The following is a 22417-nucleotide window of genomic DNA, read 5'->3' on the forward strand; positions in this document are numbered from 1 at the left end:
CAGATGAAAATTGATACTGGCGGACGCGATCCGTCCTTGAAGACGTACTTCATCCGCGGCTTGGCATTCCTCGCCGTCGGGGCCGTCGTGCTCGGGCTCCTCTTGGCTCGCTATGAAGGCAAGTTCGACAGTCGCACCGATGTGACGGCACAGCTGACCGACGTCGGCGACGGCCTCGTTTCCGGGGCGGACGTTCGCTACAACGGTTTCATTGTGGGGACCGTCGACACGATTACGAGCGTCGGCACCGGCGACAATCCGGTTAAGGATGTGGCGCTGATTCTTGACCCGAAGCAGGCTTCCGGGATCCCCGCGAATACCACCGCTCGCACCGTCCCGTCGAACCTGTTTGGTGTGAACTCGATTGAACTCATCGCCCCGGCGAACCCGTCGACCCAGACGCTGGCGACGGGTGCTGTCGTGAAGGCCGATACCTCGGAGCCGACGATCCGGCTGCAGGACGCGCAGAACGAACTCCGTGAATTGCTCCGTGCGGTACCGCCGGAAGATCTCGGCATGGTCCTGGGCACGATCGCTGACGCCCTCAAGGGCGGCGGTGCCACTTTCTCGACCTTCGTCGGTGTCCTCGATAACTACTGGAAAACCATCAATGCCCAGTTCCCAGCCGGTGCGCCCTCGGGCTTCGAGAACTTCAACAATGCCGTCAGCGGCCTGGCGAAGTCGACGCCGGAACTCCTTGATGCCCTGGGCAAGTCGGTGGTCCCGGCGATGACGATCGCCAACAACGCCGACCAGCTCACCGCGCTGCTTTCGGCGGGACAGGGAACGATCGACGAACTCCAAACGCTGTTCGCCAAGAACGCTGATGGCGGAAAGCGAATTGTCCGGGACCTCAACACCATGCTGGGTGCCATCGTGATGGAACCGGACGCCATGCCCGATGCGCTGCGGGAACTGTACGTCCTCGCAGGTAAGGCACTCTCGGTCTTTACCGGCACCAACGGGCGCCCGCAGCTGAATCTTGGCGTGAACTTTGGTGCTTACCAGATGTATACGCGTCAGAACTGTCCGGTGTACAACGGCGGGCGTTACGGACAGACCCGCGGCCCGGGCTGCGTGGGTCCGGGCACCGGAACCGGGCCGACAAGCTCTGGTCCGTTAACGATCTATCCGCCCGGGATGCACCGAGCGTCGGCCACCAAACCGGTCAGTGGTGTCACCACCGGTAAGGATTCGAAAACGCTGAAGGATGCACTCGGCCGCAAGCCGTCGTCCGCGGACAGCCTGATGCTGGGTCCGCTGGTATCCGCAGTCACGCCAAGGGAGGGAGGCCAGTGAGTAAGTCTTCGACAAGCATTCGGAAGCCGCTGATTGGCTTCTCGCTGTTCGCCATCGCCGCGTTGTTTATGACCTATCTGATTTGGTCGACGCTGGAGCGGTCTGTCAGCGGGTCGACTACCGACTTCTCGACCACGTTCAACGATGCGTCGGGGTTGGCAGTGGGCGATGACGTCCGGATGGCGGGTGTCCGCGTCGGTCGAGTCAGCAGTATCGACTTGGCGGACGGCAAGGCTGCGGTGAAGTTCGAGGTGCAAGACGATCAGCAGGTCTACGCCAACACGCAGGCTGCGATCCGGTATCAGAACTTGATCGGTCAGCGATACCTTGCGCTGTCGCTGAACGGTCCCACACCGGGAGCGAAGCTGAGCCCGGGGTCGGCACTGCGCCTGCCGAGTGAAGATTCCTTCGACGTGACAAAGTTGCTCGCCGGATTCCAGCCGGTCTTCGACACGCTCACGCCCGATCAGGTCAACTTGCTCTCGGAAAGCCTGATCCAGGCCTTCCAAGGCAACGCGGTGTCGCTCTCTCGCACGTTGGAATCTATCGGGCAGGTCGCTAATGACATGGCGAACCGTGATCAAGTGCTCGGTGCCATCATCACCAACGTCGGTGTGGTGGTTCGAGAACTCGCCTCGCAGGGCAATCAGCTGCAGACCCTGATCGACAGCGCTGGCAAACTGGTCGAAGGACTCAACGGCAGCTCGGCCCAGTTCGGCAAGGCGATCGATCAGATCGGCCGTACCGCATCCGGTTTTGCCGATGTATTCGCGAAGAACCGGGCCAGTCTCCAATCGGCTGGCAACGCCGCACTGCAGGCCACCAACCAGCTGATCTCCAGCGGCTCCAAAATGGATCGACTCGCCGGTGACCTACCGGTCTTCCTCGGCCACCTGTCCGTCGTTATTTCGCAGGGCGCGTACTTGAACATCTACATGTGTGACCTTGATATCTCGATCGGCAACGTGCTTTTCCCCCCGGGCCTGATTAACAAAATCGGTGGTACTCAGCACTCGGTGGTGTGTCGATGAAAAACCGTCTGAAGTCTTCATTTAACGGCAATCGTGGCCTCTGGTACGGCATCGTTGGTGCCCTGGGGTTGGCCGCATTGCTGGTTGGCATCGTCGCCTTCAGTTCTGCGGGAATCGGACAGAAGACGTACACCGCCGATTTTGCTCAAGCCGGCGGTATTCGTCCCGGCGACAAGATCCGCGTTGCTGGCATCGATGTCGGCAAGGTCGATACCACCGAACTCAACGGCAATCACGTCACGATCACCATGAAGGTCAACAGGGACGTGGTCGTGAAGGACGACGGTTCGGCCGAGATCAAAATGTCGACCCTGCTGGGGCAGCGCTACATCGACATTGTGTTGGGAACGAGCGATGCCGCAGCTCCCGACGGCAAGATTAAGCAGACCTACGTGCCCTACGACCTTCAGCAGACCCTTGCCAAAGGCACCCCGATCATCGCAGGCATCAAAGCGGACGAGTTGACGAACAGTATTCGGACGCTGTCGCGACAGATGGCCGGTGCGCCAGCCATCATGGGGCCCACGCTTGAGTCGCTGACGCGGATGTCGGATGTGCTTAACAATCGTCGCGATCAGATTGATCAGATGTTGAAAGACACCGATGCAGTCACCAGCCAGGTCGTCGACACGCAGTTCCAACTCTCGATCATTGTGGGGCAGGGCGCGCAATTGGCCAACAAAATTGTGGCCCGCGAGCAACTCGTCACCCGCATGCTCGATGGATTGGCAAGGCTCACCGACCAGGCGAGCGCCGTCGCTGCTGAGAACCGCGACCAGTTCGCCCCGGTCATGGCCAACTTGAACACCATGACCAATGGCCTGGAGAAGAACCGGGCTAACCTCCGCAAGCTGCTCGAAGCCCTGCCTATCGCGACGCGACAGGCAGCCAACATCATGGGCGACGGCCCCTACACAACCGGCTACCTGCCGTGGGGTCTATTTCCCGACAACTGGTTGTGCTTGGCAAAGGTGGTGAACGGATGCTGAACGTAACCCAGCGCGAGCAAGGGCCAATGCGCCGCAAGCGGGCCATTGTCGGTGCTGCACTCGCAACGGTGACAGCGTTGACGGTGACCGGTTGCTCGCTGGTGCCCGCGACGTGGACGGCCGCAGCGGGACAAGCCAATACGGTGACGGCCTACTTCGACGACGTGTCGGGCATCTACGACGGCAACGACGTCGCGGTTCTCGGAATGCCGGTCGGTCGAGTCACTTCGGTGGAACCGCAAGGCACGCGTGTCAAGGTGACGATGACCGTCGACAACTCAATCGATGTCCCCGCCGATGTCACGGCAGCCATCGTGAACACGTCGATTGTCACAACACGCCACATCGAGCTGTCACCGACTTACCAGGAGGGTCCCAAACTCGAAGACGGCGGCGTCATCAAGAACACCGAATCGCCCGTCGAGATCGGTACGCTATTCGACTCAATTGACGCCATTGTGAAGTCGATGTCCGGTGACCGACCGGGTGAAGGCCCGATCGCCGACTTTGTCGATGTCACTTCTGGCATCGCCTCGGGCAATGGGGAGAAGCTGCGCGAGGCGCTCGCGGCGTTGTCGAAGGCAGGCAAGCTCGGCGCCGATAACGGGGACGCTCTCGTTGCCATCATCAAGAACCTTGAGACGTTGACGACAGCGCTCACCGACAACTACCCGAAAATGAAGCAGTTCTCTTCGTCGATCACCCAGGTATCGGAGATGTTAGGCAACCAGTCGGTCGGCTTGGTCGCCTCTCTGGGTGACCTGAACCAGACCCTGCAAAATACGTCGGATTTCCTGTCGGGCAACTCGGGATTGATTGGCGCATCAACGGGACGGCTTGCGGCCCTGCTGGCCAATCTGTCGGACTTTTCCCGTGAAGTCGTGGAGACCATCGACCAGACGCCAATGGTGTTCCAGAACCTCTCGAACTCGGTGTCCGTCGAACAGGGCGCGTGGCGTGCCGGGGTTCCGGTCGACAAATCCCTGCTTGACAACCAGTCGCTGTCGGCGCTGTGCCGAGTTATCCAACTCGACAAGCGAGGCTGCGAAACCGGTCAGTTGAAGGACTTCGGTCCCGACCTCGGTATCTATTCGGGACTGTTGGGGCTGATGAGCAAATGACACTGAAGAAGAAGGCCGGGGTCGCCGCGGTTGCGCTGGTAACTACTGTGAGCCTCGCCGCATGCGGCGCGATTCCAGGCCTCACTGTTGAACAGATTCCGCTGCCCGCACCGGGTGGCATCGGCGATGCAATCACCATCCACACGTCATTCGACAATGCGCTGAACTTGCCGAACAAAGCGAAGGTGCGCCTCGGTGGCATGGAGGTGGGTGAAGTTGAGTCGATCATCGCGAAGAACTATCGGGCTGAAGTGACAATGAATGTCTCACGTGACGCCGATATCCCCGTCGATACGGCAGCCGAACTGCGCCAGGCGACACCGCTCGGCGATGTCTTTATCGCTCTACAACCGCCAGCTAAGTCGACGGCCGCGCCGGTCAAGGACGGCGGCACGATCACCGGGCCGACGTCGGCAGCCGCGACCATCGAGGACCTGCTGGTGTCGATGACCGGTCTCGTTGATTCCGGTTCGATCAGTTCGCTGCAGACAATCTTTACGGAGTTGAGTACCGCCGTCGGCGGCAATGCCCCGGAATTGCGTGGTGCGATCGAGGGCTTCACCACGGCCATCGACAAGTTCAACAAAAACTCGGCACTGGTCGACGAGGCCATGGCCAACACCGCGAAGTTCACCAAAGAGTTGGCCGATGGTCGCACGCAGATTTCAGCGGCAGTGAACAAGTTGCCTGCCGCAATCAACGTGGTGAACGATCAATTGGGAATGATCTTGACGACGCTCGATAAGTCGAACAAGATCACGACCGCGACCAACGACTTTTTAAATACCGAGCAGGACGACTTCACCGAAATGCTCGGTCACCTGAACACCACGCTGGTGGCATTGAACAAGTCAGCCCCGATGTTTGGGCCGTTGGCTGATCGAATGGCCGAGTTGAATCCGAAGTGGATCAAGGCGACATCCGGTAGTGCCGCAGCCGTGTCGGCAAAGATCTTCTGGCTCACGCCGGGAGTCGGTTTCGACGCGGCCACCCGACTGCCTGAGGGGTCAGACATCACCAAGGGTATGAACAGCATGGAGCAGACACTTGCGCGCATTATTGCGCGGCTGTCCGGTACGAGGGGATGCTGCTCATGATGACTTGGTTACGGAAGCACAAGATCATTCTCGGCAACCTCGGGCTGGTGCTGGTGATGTTGCTGGGGCTGGCGTTCCTGGCTTTCAATAGCTTGAGTTGGCGTCCGTGGCAAAGTACCTACGCGGTCACCGTTCATTTCCCGGCATCCGGAGGGCTGCAGGAAACCAGTCTGGTGATGTTGCGGGGTTCGGAGATTGGGAATGTCGAGAGCATCAAGGTCGCCTCGAAGACCGTCGACGTGAAGTTGAAGTTGCGAGACGACTTCAAAATCAACAAGAACGCGACCTTCTCGGCGTTGGGGTTGTCCGCAGCCGGAGAGCAGTACGTCAACATCACGCCAACTACCGACGACGGGCCATACCTGAGCGATGGCGACGAGATTCAGGCAACGCAAACGCACGTGACTGCGGGTTTTCCCGGCATGCTCCAGTCGGCTCTCGACGTGATTGGCCAGATCGATGCCCCCAAGCTGACGGCATCACTGCAGCAACTTGAGATTGGCCTCAATGACAACGGCCCGAACCAACTCAAGTCGATCTTCCAATCGGGTGGCGTGATTTTTGCCGATCTCGCGAAGGTGCTCCCGCAGACAACAAAATTGATTGAGAACACCGGAACCATCCTGAAGACAACGTCCGGCATCCAACCGGATTTGCAGCGGATGGTTGGCGGTATCGACGAATTGTTCTCGGCGACCAAAGCTGCCGATGCGGAGTTGCGCGGACTGTTGGGCAACGGGCCTGCACAGTTGACTAGCTTGGCGGGTTCGCTCGCGGCGATCACTGACCCGTTGTCGGATGTGCTGACTCAGTTCCTCGACGTCGCTCGTCAGGGTGCGTTGCGTGCGCCAGCGTTGGCAAACCTGTTTCCCAGTGTCCGCGATGGCGTTATTCAGTCGCAGGCGATGTTCCACGGCGGCGCCTGGTGGGCGTTGGCGACGATTTTCCCACGCCCCACATGCAACTATTCGATTGCGCCGTCAGATCCAACGAAGATCCAAAGCATGGCGATTCCGAAGAATCTGTACTGTGTGACCGAGGACCCGACGATGCTGACGCGTGGCGCAGCCAATGCTCCACGTCCGAAGGGCGACGACACGGCCGGACCGCCAGCTAACTACGATCCGAACGCTCGGACGGTTCCGCTCGATAAGTAGTGACAGGCCCAGACAGAAGTATTGAGAGCGCTGGCAGGTAAGTGCTCTCTGCCAGATGAGTGATGAAGGACGTATGAGTTCAGCTGATGCAAAAGACATCTCGGATGCTGGGGCAACCGAGGATCTTGAGGAAGTATCAAACGACCCCAACGAGTCGGCGGATGGGTCCGCATCCAACGCTGCCCGCCGTGCGGCGCGCCAGGCAAAGGCGGCGTCTGCCGATACTTCTGCAGTGACCATTCCAATTCGACTCATCAAGCGAGTCGCAGCAGGTTTGCTGGCCGCGGTAGTGATTGCGGTTCTCGCTTTCGGCGGGTGGAAGTTGTACGACCAGAAGCAGGAACTGGCGGCCTTCGACGCCAGCAAGACCGCTGGGGCGCAATTCGTTGTCACCTACCTGAAAGCGATGAGCGCAGAGAATGCGACGCCGGATTCGCTGCGGAAAACCGTTGGCTCGTTGACGACCGGTGACCTGAAGGCACGACTCGATTCCGATGCCGACGACGCTGTGAAGTTTATGCAGGACTCAAAGATCACGAATCTGACCACATCGGTCACTTCAACGATGGTCGAGTCGTTCGATGCGAACACCGCAGACGTGGTGGTTGGCGTCGATGTCACCGGGGTGAGCCCGACCAGCGGTGGCCCCGCCAAGAACGCACTGCTCTTGCAACTGAAGGTCGACAAGGTTGACGGCGAATGGCTGGTCAGCGCCATGGACTTTGGTCCGGGAGTCACGGTGGGTGCTGCGCAGGGACAGCCTGCACCTGCACCTGCTCCGGAACCCGTGCCCGGAGGTTAAGGACTAACTTTTAAGCTCCAGCAGGGCATATGGCTTGTGGGCGAGGAGAGCGTCGGCCGAGATTGAGCCGGTGAACTCCTCGCCCGCAGTCGTCTCGACCCATATTCCGGGCGGTAGTTCGACGTAGGCTTTCCCGCGGGTCACGGGACTGTTGAACATCAATGCCAAACGGACACCCACGACGACGACCGCGGCCACTCCGCGATGACCGCGTGAGAACGCAATCAGATGGGCTGCGGCGGGGCCGCGAACCGTCAGACTCGCATAGTCGCTGCCCGGACCGAATGAGTCGAGGTGGCGGCGTCGGACAGCCAAGGCGGCGCGAACCGCCTGGACCTTCGGGTGGTCCAGGCTGCGCGTGTAGTCGACGGGTCGCCGATTGTCGGGGTCGGTCAGCGAATCGTCCCACCATTGAGTGCCCTGGTAGATGTCGCCGACTCCGGGCAGTGTCAACGAGATGACCTTGCGCGACAGCGATTCTTCACGGCCAGCGTCGGCGATGAGGGACACGAACGACGAAACTGCCAAGCCCGGGATACCGGTTTGAATGGTGTCGAGCCACCGCAGGACGTCGGCTTCGGCTCGGGGGTTGGGGTCGGACCACGAAGACACCACCTGACCTTCGCGCAAGGTTTTGGACGCAAATGCCGAGAAACGCGCGCGCATCTGCTCGTCGGGGAGCGCTTGATCCGGCCACACGCCGACCAGATTCTGCAGCAGGTAGTAGCAGACCCAACTGTGTGGAGGCGGTGCCATACGCCAAAGCTCGTCGACAAAGATCCGCCATCGCTGCGGGGTTTGGGCGATCACCGCGATCCGGGCCCGCACGTCTTCGGCACGCTTCGTATCGTGCGTCGAGAGCGCGTTGAGTCCGCGTGGCCAGTGCGCGGCCCGCCAACTGCAGCGTTCGTCGAAGTCGGGCTGGTTGATTGCCGGGATCAGGGGCGAACAGCCGAGTTCCTGACTCGATACGAGGCGCGCGGTCCGGTTATAGCCGATCCCTTCGATGGCCTGGCCATACACCGCAACCGTCGCTTCGCCGAGACGTGCCACCGCTTCCGGTGCATAGTCGGGGTCGGCGATCGCCGTGGCGAGCACCTCGCACCCGGGTGCTGCGACGAGATTTTCGGCCGCCAGGTTGTCGATCCGGTTGAGGACCGCTTCCGTCGTCGCCGGATATCCGGGTCGGGCGACCGGCGACGAACTCACGAGCAGAGATACCGCTTGCCTGAGGATGTGCGGCGGAACCTGGTGATCGCGGGCCGACAGGAGGTCCGTGATTCGTTGTAGGCGATCGGGGAAACTGCTCACCAACACGCTTTCGCGCAGTTCGCGGGCTCGTTCCCACAGGCGATCTCCGTCGCCTTCGCGGCCACCGGAGATGGTACGGAATGTTTCTTCCAATTCAATGGCACCTGTCGGTGCGGTAAAACGTGCCTCGATCAGCTGTAAAGTCTCGTAGCCGGTGGTTCCGTCGACGGGTAGGGAAGGGTCGAGTTCTTCGGCGATTGCCAGAGTCTTCTCGACGTAGATGAGGCGGTCAGCACCGAGGTCAGCCCGGAGGCGGGTGAGGTAGCCAACGGGGTCGCGAAGCCCGTCGAGGTGATCGATGCGCACCCCGTCGAGAAGGTCGTCCGCTACGAGTTCTTGAAGCCAACCGTGTGTCGCGTCGTACACGGCGGGGATCTCTTGCCGCAGCGCGGCGAGACCGTTCACCGTGAGAAACCGCCGATAGCCGATTTGCGTGCCATCGTGGGCAACGAGTCGGTAGTGCTGACGTTGATGGACCTCAAGTGGATCATCACCCGGCGCAACGGTTCCCGGGGCGGTGGGGACGGCAATGTCGCCGAGTACCAGCCAATCGCGTTCGTCGAGGCGGAGATCTGCGAGGTCTTCGGCTCGACCGAGATAGGGGAGATAGATGGTGTCGGTGTCGGCCGGATAGAGGTCAAAGTAGGTCGCATACGGGGAGTCGAAGCCGAACGTCAGCACGTGCTCCCACCACGGATTGTGGGCGACTGATGCCACACCGACGTGGTTGGGCACGAGATCGAGAATCATGCCGATGCCCAGGGCCCGCGCATGCTCACGCAGGAACCGGAAGCCGTCGAGACCGCCGAGAGCTTGTGCGATTCGAGCCGGTGGCGACCAGTCGTAGCCGTGCTGCGACCCTGGCATCGCTTCCAGGATGGGGGAGAGATACAGGTGGCTCACGCCGAGGTCGCAGAGGTGTCCGAGGATTCCGGTGACTTCGGCGAAGGTGAAGTCGGGCGTCAGTTGTACCCGATAGGTGGCGACGGGTTCGAGGGTGGTGCGTGGCATACCTCTCCTCCGTCGGACGTCGATCTCTCGATGGCACGGAGCAACTCGGGCAGTCGAATAGTTAATCGCTGATGATCGTACCGACGTCCACCACAACGAAGCCGCAACTGCCGCTTCCCCCTTTTCCGTCACCATTCGACCGTTCCATCACAACACGCCACGATCGGTGACGGAATGGGCGGGGAGTGGCGTGTCGAAGTGACACAAAAGAAGGGGATTCCGGGTTAGGCGACGGTGTTGATCTCGCTGCGTGCACGGGCACCGTCGAGGATGATGTCGAGGGCGTCGTCGAACTCGGCGGAAAAGACTCGCCCCGACGAACCGGTAACGCCGAGTCTTTCCATCTGGGTGCGCGTTTGTTCCTCGATAGTGAGACCAATTGTCAACTGGCAGATGGCCGTTGCGAGCCCGGATGACGCTTGCGCGGACAGCTGACCACGTGCTGCGACGTCGGCAATCGTCTTCTCGATACTGCGATCGGCGAGCCCGGACGCCCAGGCCGACGACACCACTTCGGCGCTGTCGGGAACGGCTAGCAGAACGGCGCGCAGATCAGTGGCTAACCGATGCAGCTCCGTGAGCCAGTCGATGTCGGGTGACGGTCCCGGAATGCTGGCGAGAATGTCCTCGGCCAGCGCGGCCAACATCGTCTGCTTGTTGGGGAAGTGCCAGTAGAGCGCATTCGGGCGCACGCCGAGGTCGGCGGCCAGGCGTCGCATCGTGAGATCGGCAAGGCTGTGCTCGGCGAGGATGCCTCGAGCTGCGGCGAGAATGTCGGACCTCGTATTACTCACGGATGTCACCTTAGCTTGCCGGTAGACGATTGACCTGCAGTGTACGTCGTTCAGGAGTTCCCTGTACGACGTACAGGTATGTCCTGTACGGTGTCCAGGGTTACCGGTTTACCCGGCACCACGTTCAGAAGCGAAAGAGGGAGAGATCACCGTGGATGCAGCAACGATCTCAAAGATCGACGCGCGGCACGTCTGGCATCCGTACGGCGGATTTCCGTCGACGACGACGCCGCTCGTGGTGAGCGACTGCGAAGGTGTCACCATTCGGCTCGCCGACGGCAGCGAACTGATCGATGGCATGAGTTCCTGGTGGGCCGCAATCCACGGCTACCGTCACCCGCAACTGGACAGGGCGCTGGCCGAGCAAGCCGGCCTCATGTCGCATGTGATGTTCGGTGGACTCACCCACGAGCCAGCTGCCGCACTGGCAGCACAGCTTGTCGCCATCACACCGGCGCCGCTGCAGAAAGTGTTCTTCGCCGATTCTGGATCTGTGTCGGTGGAAGTCGCGGTCAAGATGGCACTTCAGTACTGGCGTAGCCGGGGCAAAACCGAGAAGCGCACCCTGCTGACATGGCGCGGCGGTTACCACGGAGACACATTTGCGCCGATGAGCGTCTGCGATCCCGACGGCGGAATGCACTCGATGTGGCGGGGCGTGATTGCCGAGCAACTCTTTGTACCTGCGCCGCCCGATTCGCGCGATGGTCGTGCCGCCGACGAGGCCTACCTGCAGATGTTCGACGACCATCTCGCGCGTCATCGCCACCGCCTTGCCGCCGTCATCATTGAGCCGGTGGTCCAGGGGGCAGGTGGGATGCGCTTTCATTCGCCATCGCTCATCGCGGGCCTTCGCGAACTATGCAATCGCCACGAGGTCTTGTTGATCTGCGACGAGATTGCGACCGGGTTTGGCCGTACGGGATCGCTGTTTGCGGTCGACGCAGCCGGAATTAGCCCCGACATTATGTGTGTCGGAAAGGCGCTGACCGGCGGGTACTTGACCCTCGCCGCCACGCTGACGACAGACGAGATCGCCGAGGTCATCAGTCGAGGCGAAGCCGGTGGGCTGGCCCACGGGCCCACTTTCATGGGCAATCCGCTCGCTTGCGCCGTCGCCCAAGCCTCCCTGACGGTACTCGCAGAATCCGACTGGCAGCGACGGGTGCCGGCGATCGGGCGCCATCTTGCCGACCGATTGGCACCGCTGCTGGCAGTCGACGGAGTTACCGACGTCCGCACCCTCGGTGCCATTGCCGTCATCGAATTGGATCGTGAGGTCGACATGATTGCCGCGACCGAAGCCGCAGTCGCCGCAGGCGTTTGGGTACGACCGTTCCGAAAACTGATCTACGCGATGCCGCCATTCATCATCAACGACGTGGACCTTGACCGGTTGGCCGACGGCATGACAGCGGCGACTCGCGCTTCGCTGGCGGCGACAACCCACCCGGTGGAGCTCGTCTCATGAGCGCGCCGTGGTTGGCCGACATCGCCGAACGAACACGTGCGGCGGGATTGCATCGCTCTCCGGTCGCCAGGCGGGCCGATACGGTTGAGATCAACCTCGCGTCGAATGACTACCTTGGGCTCTCGACGCATCCGGAAGTCATCGCCGGGGCACATGCCGCGCTCGACTGCTGGGGTACCGGCTCGACGGCTTCGCGATTGGTCGCAGGAACCACGCAAGCGCACCTCGACTTCGAGAACGACCTCGCCGATTTTCTGGGTTTTGAGGCGGCCCTGGCGTTTTCCTCCGGGTACCTGGCAAACGTCGGTGCCGTTACCGCGTTGGTCGGCCGTGGTGATCTCATCGTCAGCGATACCGGAGCTCACGCCTCATTGATTGATGGTTGCCGATTGTCGCGGGCCCGCGTTGAGGTGGTGCCGCGGGGTGACGTAGACGCGGTCCGCCGCGTCCTCGCTGAGCGCACCGAAGAACGCGCCTTGGTGGTGACGGATTCGATTTACAGCATCGATGGCAAGGTTGCACCGCTGCGCGGCCTGTACGACGCCGCCGTCGATCATGGTGCCATTTTGCTGGCTGATGAAGCCCATGCACTCGGCGTGCGCGGTCCGGGTGGGCGCGGAGTGGCTGCCGAGCAGGGACTGTCCGGGGCGCCGGGACTCATCATCACGACCGTCGCCTCCAAATCCCTCGGTGCCCAAGGCGGCATCGTACTCGGCACGGACCTCCTGCGCGACCATCTCATCGACCACGCCCGCACCTTCATTTTCGATACCGGCCTCAACCCGGCGGCAGTCGGCGCGGCACATGCGGCTTTGCGACTGCTGCGTGCCGATCCGCTGATGCCGGAACGACTGCGCGCCGGTGTCCGGCAGCTCGCGCGCGCGTGCGGTGCAGAGACGCCCGATGCCGCCGTGGTCTCGCTTATCGTCGGCGATCCCGTCGCCGCTGTGCGTGCCGCCGAACTGTGCCGCTCGCGGGGCGTCTTCGTCGGGTGCTTTCGACCGCCGTCGGTGCCGGAGGGAACCTCTCGCCTGCGTCTGACGGTCCGAGCCGACCTCAGCCAGGACGACTTGGCCCTGGTGTCGGGTGTGGTGGTCGATGCGCTCCGCGAAGTGGGTGCCCGGCGTGCGGTGGAGGTGTCATGAGCGCCGACATTGTTGTCGTGACCGGTACATCGACTGACATCGGTAAGACGATTGCCGTGGCCGCTGTCGCCTCTGCGGCCCGCGCTGCCGGCTTGCGGGTGGCCGTGTGCAAGGCTGCTCAGACCGGAGTCGCCCCGGGGGAACCGGCCGACCTTGCCGAGGTTGAACGACTGGCAGGTTCGTTGCCGACCCGCGAACCGGCCCGATTCCCCGAACCTTTGGCGCCGGAGACTGCGGCCGCTCGCGCGGGGCTGCCGCCGGTGACCTTGGCCGAGATTGTCGATGCCGTCGCCGAACTCGCGGTCAACGCTGATCTGGTCCTCGTCGAAGGTGCCGGGGGTGTGTTGGTTCGACTGGCATCGGACCTCACGATCTTGGATGTGGCGAACCGACTCGATGCCGATCTGTTGGTGGTGACCGACCCCGGCCTGGGGACCCTGAACCACACCGAACTGACTGTGCGCGCCGCACATGCTGCGGGGGTCCGCGTCCGTGGACTTGTGATCGGGAGTTGGCCCGACGCCCCCGACCTGGCGATGACCTGCAATCTCGCGGATTTGCCGCGGCTGACCGGGATCCCGGTCGTCGCATCGATACCCACCGGTTCCGGTCGACTCGCCAGCCTTGACTTCCGTGCTGCCGCACCCGACTGGGTCGAAGCCGGAGCTTTCCATCCTGGACATACTCAAGAAACCGTCCCCCTGAAGGAGATTCACCTATGACCACGACCGCCGAAGTTGCCGCCGCAGAGACGACAGGCACTGACATTCTCGAGGTTGCACGCCAGCAGGTGCTCGAGCGTGGCGAAGGCTTCACTCGCGACCAGGTTCTGTCGGTGCTGCAACTCGATGACGAGCGGCTCACCGAACTGCTCCAGGTGGCCCACGATGTTCGGATGCGTTGGTGCGGACCAGAAGTGGAGGTTGAGGGCATCATCTCGCTGAAGACCGGCGGGTGCCCGGAAGACTGCCACTTTTGTAGCCAGTCGGGTCTGTTCGCTTCGCCCGTTCGCAGTGCGTGGATCGATATCCCGTCGCTCGTTGAGGCGGCCAAGCAGACCGCAAAGTCCGGTGCCACGGAATTCTGCATCGTCGCCGCTGTGCGAGGTCCCGATAAGCGTCTGATGGCGCAGGTTGCCGCCGGTATTGAAGCGATTCGCAACGAAGTCGACATTCAGATCGCTTGCAGCTTGGGCATGCTGACCCAGGAGCAAGTCGACGAACTTGCTGCCATGGGGGTACATCGTTACAACCACAACCTGGAAACTGCGCGCAGCCACTTCCCGAACGTCGTCACCACCCACACCTGGGAAGAACGGTGGGGCACCCTGAAGATGGTTCGGGAGGCAGGCATGGAAGTCTGCTGCGGCGGCATCCTCGGAATGGGCGAAACCCTTGAACAGCGCGCCGAATTCGCCTCGGACCTGGCGTCACTCGATCCCGACGAAGTGCCGTTGAACTTCCTGAACCCGCGACCGGGAACCCCATTCGGTGACCTCGACGTGCTGCCGGCGTCGGAGGCGTTGAAGTCGGTCGCCGCGTTCCGCCTCGCGCTTCCGCGAACAATTCTGCGATTCGCCGGTGGTCGCGAAATTACCCTCGGTGACCTCGGAGCCAAGCAGGGCATCCTCGGCGGTATCAATGCCGTCATCGTTGGCAACTACCTGACCACCCTTGGTCGGCCAGCCGAAAATGACTTGGATCTGCTCGGCGACCTCGAAATGCCCATCAAAGCGCTGAACGACACCCTGTGATCGCGTCGGCAGGTGAGAGCACCGGTAGCCTCGAAGGTCTAACGCGTATGTCGGACGTTCCGTCGGCCGCTGCGATCAGATTTCAGGAGGCGTCGACGATGACGAGTGTGATCCCCGGATCTTCATTCCCTGGGGCCCAAAGCTCTGGGTCGCAAAGTTCGGCACCCCAAAGTTCGGGACCCCAAAATTCGGGACCCCAAAGTTCGGGACCACTGCAGGAACCCCTGCGCTTTGGTGTGTACACGGGCATCGAGGCTGAACTGCAGTCACCGGAAGCGGTGCCTGCGGCCGCGCAGTTGGGTTTGGAACCTCCGCGTTTCTGCGGGCAATGCGGTCGACGAATGGTGGTGCAGGTGCGTCCAGACGGCTGGGATGCGCGTTGTTCACGGCACGGCACTGTCGACTCCTCGGAGGTCGGTCAGCGATGAACATTCGCCGGGTTATTGCGGTGGTAGTCGGATTGCTCGCGGCGACGTTTGTTGTCGCCGGATTGTGGGCGTGGCTCGCGCCCGCGGTCAATCTCGTGGTGGAACGTCACGGCGAGGTGCAATTTGCTACCGAACTTGACCCGGCGAAAATGTTCGACGGGGTCGCGGTTTTCGCGTTTCTGACGATGGGTTTGGGCGCGTTGATCGCCGTCGCTGCGTGGTTTGGGTTGCGGTCGTCGCGCGGATTGGGCGGCCTGTTTTTCGTGGTCCTGATGTCGATCGCGACATCGGCGATAGCCCTTGACCTCGCAGGTCGATTCGGCCGAATGGTGAACGGCGACGTCGATGCCGCGGTTCCGGGGACCTACCGGGGCACCACCAATCTTTGGATGGCTAATGATTTGGGGCCCTCCTGGGTGTTGCTTCTGTGCGCGCCAACGGTGGCGCTGTTTGTCTATCTGGCGTGCGCGCTGCTGTCGTCGCATGCTGATCTGGGCCGCGGCGATGATCAGTCCGCGCAACCGTCAGTGCAGGTTCTTGCCGAAGCTGGCACCGAGGATCGGGGAGTCGCTGCTGTCACATCGGGGGACGCAGAGCCGCAAACTCGTCTGTGACACGCAGTCGCGTGTCAGCGAATGCGTACAGCGCGGGTGGACGTCCGCCGGTGCGTCCGGTGCGTCCGACTGTCCCGGTGGCGACGACGACGCCGCGCCGCGACAGGACGCGCAGCAAGTTTGTCGCATCTACCGCGTAACCCAGTGCGGCACCGTAGATTTCGGCCAGTTCGGACATGGGGAACTGGCTGGGTGCCAACGCAAACGCGATATTCGTGTACGACAGTTTGCCCGCCAGGCGCGCACGGGCAAGGTCGATGACGTCGCGGTGGTCGTAGGCGAGGGCCGGTAGTTCTTTGACGTCGAACCAGCGTGCGTCGGCGACCGTTTCAGCGGGAATATCGCTGGGAACGAGTCCGAGGAAGGTCGACGCGACTGTCCGTTCTCCGGGAACGCGGTCGGGATCGGAGAACACTGAGAGTTGCTCGAGGTGAGCGACGCGCGTCAGACCGGCCCGAGTTCCCAACCATCTGACGGCAGCCGATCCGAGGGTTTCGCGTTCGACGATGGGCCCGCCCGGCAATGCCCAGCCAGCGACCTCGCAGGGTCGGAGGAGTACCCGTAGGACCGGTTCGCCCGCGTCGGGTTCGCTGACCTGGAACACCGCGGTCAGTACCTCGACGCGAACGGTCGTTGCGGCCTTGCTGTCGGGTTCCATAGCGTCCAGGTTAATGAGTCGTCGTACTCCGGCGGAGGAGGCGGGTCGTCACGTCGGGTCAGGGGTGGGTCACCCACGTTTGGCCGCCGCACATGATGAAGAGACCCGCAGAGTCGCGTGAAACGCTGTCGACGCGGGAATCACACGGTTCTCCGACCACGTGAACGCCACCGTCGTCGGGGCCATGGCGGAGCCAATGAGGCGTTGGCGTGCCAGAGTAGCCGCACACCAGGCTCTGTCCCGACGGGTCAACGCCGAAGGTGCGAACCTCGCTCGCCTGGCAGACACCGCCCTGGATTACTTCCGAGCCAGAGGGTTCCTCGGTGATGGTGACTGCTGGCGGTGGGGCAGGTGCTGGCGTTACCGTCACCGTCGACGGCACAGGGGGCGTTACGACTTCGGTAACTACCGCGGTCGTGGGCGCAGCTTGGGGGACGTCGTCGGTGGCCGTGTCCATGATGAGGATGGCCGCACCAGCGGCAACGGTGGCGATCAGGAGTGCAACGACCGTGGCCAACAGAGCGGTTTTCCTGCGGTGAGCCATTGTTTTTGCCCGTTCGACGTGGTCCGAGAAAACGTGTCTTCGGTAACAAGTGTTAGCATGGCTGCATGTTTTCGACCTATGGTCGAAAACCTCCGGAGCGTAGCCCCGCATCGGAGAACATGCGATGGGAGAGCAGTCGGCATGACTACTGGAACGGTGATTACTCGGACCGAGACCGACCTCGGGATGCCCGACCCGCGGCATAGCATTCCGGCCGCTTACGGTGGCGTGGAACCGAATGCAGAGTGGGCCGCAGAGATCAAGCGCCTGGCGAAGGAACGCAACGCGACGATCCTGGCGCACAACTACCAACTGCCGGCGATCCAAGATATTGCCGATCACGTCGGTGACTCGCTGGCCCTGTCGCGGATTGCGGCCGAGACCGAGGCCGACGAGATCATCTTCTGCGGCGTCCACTTCATGGCCGAAACCGCGAAGATTCTCAGCCCCAACAAGCGCGTGCTGATTCCCGATGAGCGGGCAGGCTGTTCGCTCGCTGATTCGATCACCGCCGATGAACTGCGCGAGTGGAAGGCCGACTTCCCCGACGCCATGGTCGTTTCATACGTGAACACGACCGCCGAGGTCAAGGCGCTCACAGACATTTGCTGCACCTCGTCGAATGCCGTCGACGTGGTTGCGTCGATCGATCCGAGCATCGACGTGCTCTTCCTGCCTGACCAGTTCCTGGGAGCGCACGTCAAGCGTGAAACTGGCCGCGACAACATCCACATTTGGGCGGGTGAATGCCACGTTCACGCGGGCATCAACGGTGACGAACTCACCGCGCAGACCGAGAGCCACCCGGACGCCGAACTGTTCATTCACCCCGAGTGCGGTTGTGCCACGTCTGCGCTGTACCTGTCGGGTGAGGGCATCGTGCCCGAGGAGCGGGTCAAGATCCTCTCGACGGGCGGCATGATCGACGCCGCTCGCGAAAGCGAGTCCAAGCAGGTGCTGGTGGCGACCGAGGTCGGCATGCTGCATCAGTTGCGAAAGGCTGCGCCCGAGATTGACTTCCTCGCGGTTAACGATCGTGCGGCATGCCCGTACATGAAGATGATCACCCCGGCCGCACTCCTGCGATGCCTCACCGAAGGTAAAGACGAGATTGTGTTGAGCACCGAGATCATGGATCTGGCGCGCAAGTCCGTCGAGCGCATGATCGCCATCGGCCAGCCCGGAAGCGGGGAATAGCCGCATGGGGGCCTTCATCGGACAAGAGCGGGCCACAGGCAACCTCGAGTTGATCGTCGACGATGAACTTGAGGCACTGATCCGAACGGCTCTGCTTGAGGACCTGCGGTATGGGCCTGACATCACGACCATCGCGACAGTGCCCGCCGATACCGTTGCCGAGGCGAAGATCGTTTCGCGTCAGCACGGTGTCGTCGCAGGCCTGCCGGTGGTGCGTGCCGTGTTCGACACGGTGATCGGCCCCGACAACTATGTCGTCACCGAACAGGCCGAAGACGGTTCTGTGGTGGAGCCGGGGTCGGTGGCGATGGCTCTGCGTGCGCCAGCGACATCCCTGCTGACGGCTGAGCGCACGGCGTTGAACCTGCTCTGCCACCTGTCGGGTATCGCGACAGCGACCGCCGAATGGGTGACAGCCGTCGAGGGGACCGGAGCCCAGATTCGCGACTCACGGAAGACACTGCCAGGCCTGCGCGCTCTGCAGAAGTACGCGGTCCGCGCCGGTGGCGGTGTCAATCACCGCATGGGCCTCGGCGACGCTGCGCTGATTAAGGACAACCACGTTGTCGCTGCGGGCGGCGTCGCTGCGGCTCTCGAAGCCGTACGCGCTGCCGCACCCGACATTCCGGTGGAGGTTGAGGTGGACTCGCTAGAGCAACTCGATGAGGTGTTGGCGTTGAAGCCCGCTCTGGTATTGCTCGACAACTTTGAACCCTGGGCCACGCAAATGGCTGTCCAGCGCCGCGACAATAGCGCTCCGGACACCAAACTCGAATCGTCGGGCGGACTGCGCCTTGACGTCGCGGCCGACTACGCCCGCACCGGCGTCGACTACCTCGCCGTTGGCGCTCTGACTCACTCGGTGACGGTCGTGGACTTCGGTCTCGATATGTAATTGGGCGTGTGTGAGGCTGCCTCGGGACTAATCGCCGGGCATCATGTTGGGGTGTCTCATCCCGTTCACTCGGCAGGATTAGCCGACATGGATCCGCTCGTTCTTCACGATCTGATTCGGCTCCGGATCGACACCTTTGTCGTCGAGCAGGACTGCGCGTACGCCGAACTGGACGGGCTCGACGTCGATCCGACCACGACACACCTGTGGTGCGTCGACGCGGATGGCCGGGTGACGGCCACCCTCCGGATTCTGAACCCGGACGACGGTGACAGCGCCGAGGAACCCCGAATCGGCCGGGTGTGTGTTCGCCGCGACATGCGGGGGACCGGACTCATCCAGGCGATGATGGACGCTGCCGTCGCTGTGCTCGGGGATCGTTCGAGCATCCTGTACGCCCAGAAGCATCTCGTGGGTATGTATGAGAAGTGGGGCTACCGCGCCTACGGTTCGGAGTTCGTCGAGAACGGCATTGTTCATGTGCCGATGAGGCGCGACGGTTAGTCCTTGCTGTGTGGGCTAGTCACCGTCTGTGTGGTTGGTGGCCCAGCCGCGGACAATCAACTCCCGCAACACTTCCCGGTCGACTTCGCCGAACCGCTTGAGGTACAGGCACCCTTTGCCGGTGGTGTGCGGGCCAAGCTTTTCGAGTAGATCGGCGTTAGACCCGTAGTAGGTGAGTCCGTAAAGGGTCAGCGCCTGCTTTCGTGGTGCGACGCCGACGGCAAACGTCTCATGCTTCTTGCCATCGGCCGTCGTGTACGGCTGATGACCGAAGCCGATCATGGTTCCCCACATCACCGGATCGGTGCCGGTCACCTTGCGAATCAATGCGACAGCGGCGTAAGCATCTGCGCGCCGACGTTCATCGGCAACACCGGCGAGAAAGTCGTCCACCGATGCAGCGGTCGGCTTGGTCTTGGTCATGGCTTGAGCCTAATCATCGGGTTCTGGGGTCATCGGGTGCTGGGGGTCATCGGGTTCTGCGCCGCCATCGGAGCAGGCAACAACCGAGCACGAACAACGCCAACGCAACAATGGTCGTATAGAACAGCGCGCCGTTGAGGCCCCACGGCGGAGTGAACGCCAACTCCTGACCGGTACCGAACTGTCCGTTGAGAAATGGCATGTATCCCTGCAGGGTGTAGCCCTTCGGTACCAATGCAATCGAATTCTCGACGACGAATGCCCACCCGAGCAACACCGCAGCGGTGACCACGGGTTGCCCGATGATGGCACCGACACCGACGCCAATTCCGCAGGCAGCAAAGGCGTAAAGCGGCACGGTCAACAGAAACCGCAGACCCTCTGGCGAGCCAATCGACACCGCGCCGTAAACGGTTGGGAACGCCGTCGGTAACACCAGCAGCACGACTGTCACCAGCAAAAATGAACTGACAGCGGAGAGCGATCCGTATGCCATCCACCGTGCGGCAGGGACCGTCCATATTCGGGGAAACAGGTAACGTTCCAGGTCGCCTGCCGCGCCGCGGGCCGCTCCGGCCTGCGCGGTCGCAGCGATCAGCGCCCACACCATCGCGCCGAAGATGAGGACCCAGTACACCGAATTGCTGGTCTGGACCGACGTGACCTGGATGGTCGACGACATGGTTGCGAACCGTTCGGCGACCGCCGCGATCGCAAACGTCACCACCAGCGGCATCACGATCGCGATGGGGATAGCCGCGAAGACGAGAGGACCGCGGTTCCCGCCGAAGCGGACCAACTCGGTCCGCAGTGCACGGGTGAGGGGGCCGAGCGGACCTAGTCCAACCGCCGCGGTCATCGGATACTTCCAACCGCGGTCGGACGGATGAGATGTAGGTAGGCCGATTCAAGGTCTTCGTGAGCGCCGATGAAATCAGCAATCGGAGCGTCTGCCACCTTGCGACCGCGCTCAATCACGATCACGTCGTCGCCGGTGCGGGTCACCTCCTCGAAGAGGTGCGAGGCGATCACGATCGCGCGGCCCTCGTCGGCCAGTCCGCGCAGCAGTGTCCGCAGCCACCGGATGCCATCGATGTCGAGGCCGTTGACTGGTTCGTCGAAGATGAGGTTCGGCGGGTCAGACAGCAGCGCCGCGGCAATGCCCAGCCGTTGACGCATGCCGAGTGAATAGTCGGCGACGCGACGGTCTGCCGCGTCGGCCAGGCCAACGCGCTTGAGGACCGGGTCGATGCGGTTACCGCCGACTCCCGCGGCGGCCGCTAGCCATCGCAAGTGTCGGCGGCCGGTGTGTGACGGATTCGGGCCGCTGGGTGACCCCGCGGCATCGGCACCCAGATGCACCCCGATTGCCAATGCCGGAGCGGGTAACCGGCCAGGCGGGATCCCGTCGATGGCAACGTTGCCCTCGACGGGAAGGGCGATACCGCACATCGAGCGCAGCAACGTCGACTTGCCCGCGCCGTTACGGCCGAGAAGGTACACGAGGCGGCCATCGCGAACCTGCGTCGACACGTCGTCGAGAACTGTGGCCGATCCGTAGCGAACAGTCAGGCCGGTTGTGGAGATCATCGGTTGCAGTAGATGTTGAGCCCGACGGCCTTCACACCCTGACAGAGGGAACTTGCCGCGAGTCGCCAGTTGCCGTCAATCTTCTTGAACTCGATTGTCATGCGAATGGTGGGCCGGCCCGCCGAACCGCTGTTGAGCGTTGCAGTGACCGACGAGCCCTGCTGAACCAGGGGGCCGGTCACTTTGTTCCAGCCGAGCGGAGCGCGAAACAACCCGAGGCTGTAGACGGTGCGCGGCACCACGACCGCAGCCATACCCCCTTCGACGTTGGCGGCCTTGGCTTCATCGGAGGCCTGGGTCTCGACCAGGAACTTCACGATGTTCCCGAGATCAGTCAGGGTTGGGCGGACTGCGGTGACAGTGAAGTTGGCCCCGAGATTCGCTGGTTGCGCAGGCGTGGAGGAAGCCGGTTCGTGGACGCTCGACGAAGCAGCGGCAGCAGGCGCTTCCGCCGGAATCGGCGGCGCAGCTGGCGCGGCAGGTGCGTCCGGGTCTGCGCTCGGAGCCGCCGAACTGGCGGCCGCGGGCGCGCTCGGAGCGGGTATTGCCTGCCCGAGTTGCACCACCGTCGCGGGTGCCGCGA

At 62.4% G+C, this 22417-nt stretch carries 24 protein-coding genes; 16 read left to right on the forward strand and 8 right to left on the reverse strand.

What is annotated here, in order from left to right; all coding sequences use genetic code 11:
* Positions 1 to 3 precede the first annotated feature (3 nt).
* The 7 genes from AC1L34_RS03190 (at position 4) to AC1L34_RS03220 (ending at position 7496) form a co-directional block, all read left to right on the forward strand.
* Complete coding sequence (locus AC1L34_RS03190; RefSeq protein WP_424322326.1) at positions 4 to 1299, forward strand: MlaD family protein; 1296 nt, start codon at positions 4 to 6, stop codon at positions 1297 to 1299.
* Positions 1296 to 2330 (forward strand): MlaD family protein, encoded by a 1035-nt coding sequence (locus AC1L34_RS03195; protein ID WP_424324006.1) that lies wholly within the window; start codon positions 1296 to 1298, stop codon positions 2328 to 2330. Before AC1L34_RS03190 ends, AC1L34_RS03195 begins: the two co-directional genes overlap by 4 nt.
* Positions 2327 to 3319: an MCE family protein gene (locus AC1L34_RS03200; RefSeq protein ID WP_424324005.1), complete on the forward strand. Its 993-nt coding sequence runs from the start codon at positions 2327 to 2329 to the stop codon at positions 3317 to 3319. Before AC1L34_RS03195 ends, AC1L34_RS03200 begins: the two co-directional genes overlap by 4 nt.
* Complete coding sequence (locus AC1L34_RS03205) at positions 3313 to 4440, forward strand: MCE family protein (RefSeq protein WP_424294395.1); 1128 nt, start codon at positions 3313 to 3315, stop codon at positions 4438 to 4440. Before AC1L34_RS03200 ends, AC1L34_RS03205 begins: the two co-directional genes overlap by 7 nt.
* On the forward strand, positions 4437 to 5537 hold the full coding sequence (locus AC1L34_RS03210; protein ID WP_424294396.1) for an MCE family protein: 1101 nt from the start codon (positions 4437 to 4439) through the stop codon (positions 5535 to 5537). Before AC1L34_RS03205 ends, AC1L34_RS03210 begins: the two co-directional genes overlap by 4 nt.
* A complete protein-coding gene (locus AC1L34_RS03215; RefSeq protein WP_424294397.1) occupies positions 5534 to 6694 on the forward strand; it encodes an MlaD family protein in 1161 nt (386 codons plus the stop codon). Before AC1L34_RS03210 ends, AC1L34_RS03215 begins: the two co-directional genes overlap by 4 nt.
* Positions 6695 to 6767: 73 nt before the next feature.
* Positions 6768 to 7496 (forward strand): hypothetical protein, encoded by a 729-nt coding sequence (locus AC1L34_RS03220; RefSeq protein ID WP_424294398.1) that lies wholly within the window; start codon positions 6768 to 6770, stop codon positions 7494 to 7496.
* A 3-nt stretch (positions 7497 to 7499) separates the two neighbouring features.
* Here AC1L34_RS03220 and treY read toward each other — a convergent pair whose 3' ends face one another.
* Together treY and AC1L34_RS03230 are read right to left on the reverse strand one after the other, a co-directional pair.
* Positions 7500 to 9818, reverse strand: a complete 2319-nt coding sequence (gene treY / locus AC1L34_RS03225) for a malto-oligosyltrehalose synthase (RefSeq protein ID WP_424294399.1) — start codon at positions 9816 to 9818, stop codon at positions 7500 to 7502.
* 224 nt (positions 9819 to 10042) lie between these two features.
* Entirely contained in the window at positions 10043 to 10612 is a 570-nt protein-coding gene (locus AC1L34_RS03230) for a TetR/AcrR family transcriptional regulator (protein ID WP_424294400.1), read from the reverse strand.
* Between the two features lie 151 nt (positions 10613 to 10763).
* On the opposite strand from AC1L34_RS03230, the gene AC1L34_RS03235 reads away from it, so the two are divergent.
* From AC1L34_RS03235 to AC1L34_RS03260, 6 genes are all read left to right on the forward strand, one after another.
* Positions 10764 to 12083 (forward strand): adenosylmethionine--8-amino-7-oxononanoate transaminase, encoded by a 1320-nt coding sequence (locus AC1L34_RS03235; protein ID WP_424294401.1) that lies wholly within the window; start codon positions 10764 to 10766, stop codon positions 12081 to 12083.
* Positions 12080 to 13228 (forward strand): 8-amino-7-oxononanoate synthase, encoded by a 1149-nt coding sequence (locus AC1L34_RS03240; RefSeq protein WP_424294402.1) that lies wholly within the window; start codon positions 12080 to 12082, stop codon positions 13226 to 13228. The genes AC1L34_RS03235 and AC1L34_RS03240 overlap by 4 nt, the downstream gene beginning before the upstream one ends.
* A complete protein-coding gene (bioD, locus tag AC1L34_RS03245; protein WP_424325401.1) occupies positions 13225 to 13950 on the forward strand; it encodes a dethiobiotin synthase in 726 nt (241 codons plus the stop codon). Before AC1L34_RS03240 ends, bioD begins: the two co-directional genes overlap by 4 nt.
* Complete coding sequence (gene bioB, locus AC1L34_RS03250; RefSeq protein ID WP_424294404.1) at positions 13947 to 14981, forward strand: biotin synthase BioB; 1035 nt, start codon at positions 13947 to 13949, stop codon at positions 14979 to 14981. The genes bioD and bioB overlap by 4 nt, the downstream gene beginning before the upstream one ends.
* 212 nt (positions 14982 to 15193) lie before the next feature.
* Positions 15194 to 15409, forward strand: a complete 216-nt coding sequence (bsaP, locus tag AC1L34_RS03255; protein ID WP_424294430.1) for a biotin synthase auxiliary protein BsaP — start codon at positions 15194 to 15196, stop codon at positions 15407 to 15409.
* Positions 15406 to 16023, forward strand: coding sequence for a DUF2567 domain-containing protein (locus tag AC1L34_RS03260; RefSeq protein ID WP_424294405.1), 618 nt, complete (start codon positions 15406 to 15408; stop codon positions 16021 to 16023). Before bsaP ends, AC1L34_RS03260 begins: the two co-directional genes overlap by 4 nt.
* On the opposite strand, the gene AC1L34_RS03265 is transcribed toward AC1L34_RS03260, so the two are convergent.
* Positions 15986 to 16681, reverse strand: coding sequence for an NUDIX hydrolase (locus AC1L34_RS03265; RefSeq protein ID WP_424294406.1), 696 nt, complete (start codon positions 16679 to 16681; stop codon positions 15986 to 15988). The two genes, AC1L34_RS03260 and AC1L34_RS03265, sit on opposite strands and share 38 nt — an antisense overlap.
* 58 nt (positions 16682 to 16739) lie before the next feature.
* Positions 16740 to 17198: a hypothetical protein gene (locus tag AC1L34_RS03270; RefSeq protein WP_424322324.1), complete on the reverse strand. Its 459-nt coding sequence runs from the start codon at positions 17196 to 17198 to the stop codon at positions 16740 to 16742.
* Between the two features lie 213 nt (positions 17199 to 17411).
* Between AC1L34_RS03270 and nadA the strand changes: the two genes are divergently transcribed.
* The 3 genes from nadA (at position 17412) to AC1L34_RS03285 (ending at position 19821) form a co-directional block, all read left to right on the forward strand.
* Positions 17412 to 18422, forward strand: a complete 1011-nt coding sequence (gene nadA / locus AC1L34_RS03275) for a quinolinate synthase NadA (RefSeq protein ID WP_424294431.1) — start codon at positions 17412 to 17414, stop codon at positions 18420 to 18422.
* A gap of 4 nt (positions 18423 to 18426) precedes the next feature.
* On the forward strand, positions 18427 to 19317 hold the full coding sequence (nadC, locus tag AC1L34_RS03280) for a carboxylating nicotinate-nucleotide diphosphorylase (protein WP_424294408.1): 891 nt from the start codon (positions 18427 to 18429) through the stop codon (positions 19315 to 19317).
* An 87-nt stretch (positions 19318 to 19404) separates the two neighbouring features.
* A complete protein-coding gene (locus AC1L34_RS03285; protein ID WP_424324004.1) occupies positions 19405 to 19821 on the forward strand; it encodes a GNAT family N-acetyltransferase in 417 nt (138 codons plus the stop codon).
* Between the two features lie 15 nt (positions 19822 to 19836).
* Here AC1L34_RS03285 and AC1L34_RS03290 read toward each other — a convergent pair whose 3' ends face one another.
* From AC1L34_RS03290 to AC1L34_RS03305, 4 genes are read right to left on the reverse strand one after another with little or no spacing between them, the layout of a single operon-like run.
* Positions 19837 to 20244: a DUF1801 domain-containing protein gene (locus AC1L34_RS03290; protein WP_424294410.1), complete on the reverse strand. Its 408-nt coding sequence runs from the start codon at positions 20242 to 20244 to the stop codon at positions 19837 to 19839.
* Positions 20245 to 20290: 46 nt separating this feature from the next.
* Entirely contained in the window at positions 20291 to 21103 is an 813-nt protein-coding gene (locus tag AC1L34_RS03295) for an ABC transporter permease (protein ID WP_424294411.1), read from the reverse strand.
* Positions 21100 to 21834 carry an ABC transporter ATP-binding protein gene (locus tag AC1L34_RS03300; RefSeq protein ID WP_424294412.1) on the reverse strand — a complete coding sequence of 245 codons (735 nt, stop codon included), beginning with the start codon at positions 21832 to 21834 and terminating at the stop codon, positions 21100 to 21102. The genes AC1L34_RS03295 and AC1L34_RS03300 overlap by 4 nt, the downstream gene beginning before the upstream one ends.
* Positions 21831 to 22292, reverse strand: coding sequence for an MTB12 C-terminal domain-containing protein (locus AC1L34_RS03305; RefSeq protein WP_424294432.1), 462 nt, complete (start codon positions 22290 to 22292; stop codon positions 21831 to 21833). Before AC1L34_RS03305 ends, AC1L34_RS03300 begins: the two co-directional genes overlap by 4 nt.
* Positions 22293 to 22417 lie beyond the last annotated feature (125 nt).

Source organism: Gordonia sp. 34D (genome assembly GCF_056682775.1).

What these genes read in the sequence shown, in the direction of transcription:
- AC1L34_RS03265 (WP_424294406.1), bottom strand. Translation starts at nt 16,681, where the DNA reads ATGGAACCCGACAGCAAGGCCGCAACGACCGTTCGCGTCGAGGTACTG.
- AC1L34_RS03210 (WP_424294396.1), top strand. Translation starts at nt 4,437, where the DNA reads ATGACACTGAAGAAGAAGGCCGGGGTCGCCGCGGTTGCGCTGGTAACT.
- AC1L34_RS03260 (WP_424294405.1), top strand. Translation starts at nt 15,406, where the DNA reads ATGAACATTCGCCGGGTTATTGCGGTGGTAGTCGGATTGCTCGCGGCG.
- treY (WP_424294399.1), bottom strand. Translation starts at nt 9,818, where the DNA reads ATGCCACGCACCACCCTCGAACCCGTCGCCACCTATCGGGTACAACTG.
- AC1L34_RS03220 (WP_424294398.1), top strand. Translation starts at nt 6,768, where the DNA reads ATGAGTTCAGCTGATGCAAAAGACATCTCGGATGCTGGGGCAACCGAG.
- AC1L34_RS03290 (WP_424294410.1), bottom strand. Translation starts at nt 20,244, where the DNA reads ATGACCAAGACCAAGCCGACCGCTGCATCGGTGGACGACTTTCTCGCC.
- AC1L34_RS03205 (WP_424294395.1), top strand. Translation starts at nt 3,313, where the DNA reads ATGCTGAACGTAACCCAGCGCGAGCAAGGGCCAATGCGCCGCAAGCGG.
- bioB (WP_424294404.1), top strand. Translation starts at nt 13,947, where the DNA reads ATGACCACGACCGCCGAAGTTGCCGCCGCAGAGACGACAGGCACTGAC.
- AC1L34_RS03240 (WP_424294402.1), top strand. Translation starts at nt 12,080, where the DNA reads ATGAGCGCGCCGTGGTTGGCCGACATCGCCGAACGAACACGTGCGGCG.
- AC1L34_RS03190 (WP_424322326.1), top strand. Translation starts at nt 4, where the DNA reads ATGAAAATTGATACTGGCGGACGCGATCCGTCCTTGAAGACGTACTTC.
- AC1L34_RS03300 (WP_424294412.1), bottom strand. Translation starts at nt 21,834, where the DNA reads ATGATCTCCACAACCGGCCTGACTGTTCGCTACGGATCGGCCACAGTT.
- bioD (WP_424325401.1), top strand. Translation starts at nt 13,225, where the DNA reads ATGAGCGCCGACATTGTTGTCGTGACCGGTACATCGACTGACATCGGT.
- nadA (WP_424294431.1), top strand. Translation starts at nt 17,412, where the DNA reads ATGCCCGACCCGCGGCATAGCATTCCGGCCGCTTACGGTGGCGTGGAA.
- nadC (WP_424294408.1), top strand. Translation starts at nt 18,427, where the DNA reads ATGGGGGCCTTCATCGGACAAGAGCGGGCCACAGGCAACCTCGAGTTG.
- AC1L34_RS03200 (WP_424324005.1), top strand. Translation starts at nt 2,327, where the DNA reads ATGAAAAACCGTCTGAAGTCTTCATTTAACGGCAATCGTGGCCTCTGG.
- AC1L34_RS03215 (WP_424294397.1), top strand. Translation starts at nt 5,534, where the DNA reads ATGATGACTTGGTTACGGAAGCACAAGATCATTCTCGGCAACCTCGGG.
- AC1L34_RS03285 (WP_424324004.1), top strand. Translation starts at nt 19,405, where the DNA reads ATGGATCCGCTCGTTCTTCACGATCTGATTCGGCTCCGGATCGACACC.
- AC1L34_RS03295 (WP_424294411.1), bottom strand. Translation starts at nt 21,103, where the DNA reads ATGACCGCGGCGGTTGGACTAGGTCCGCTCGGCCCCCTCACCCGTGCA.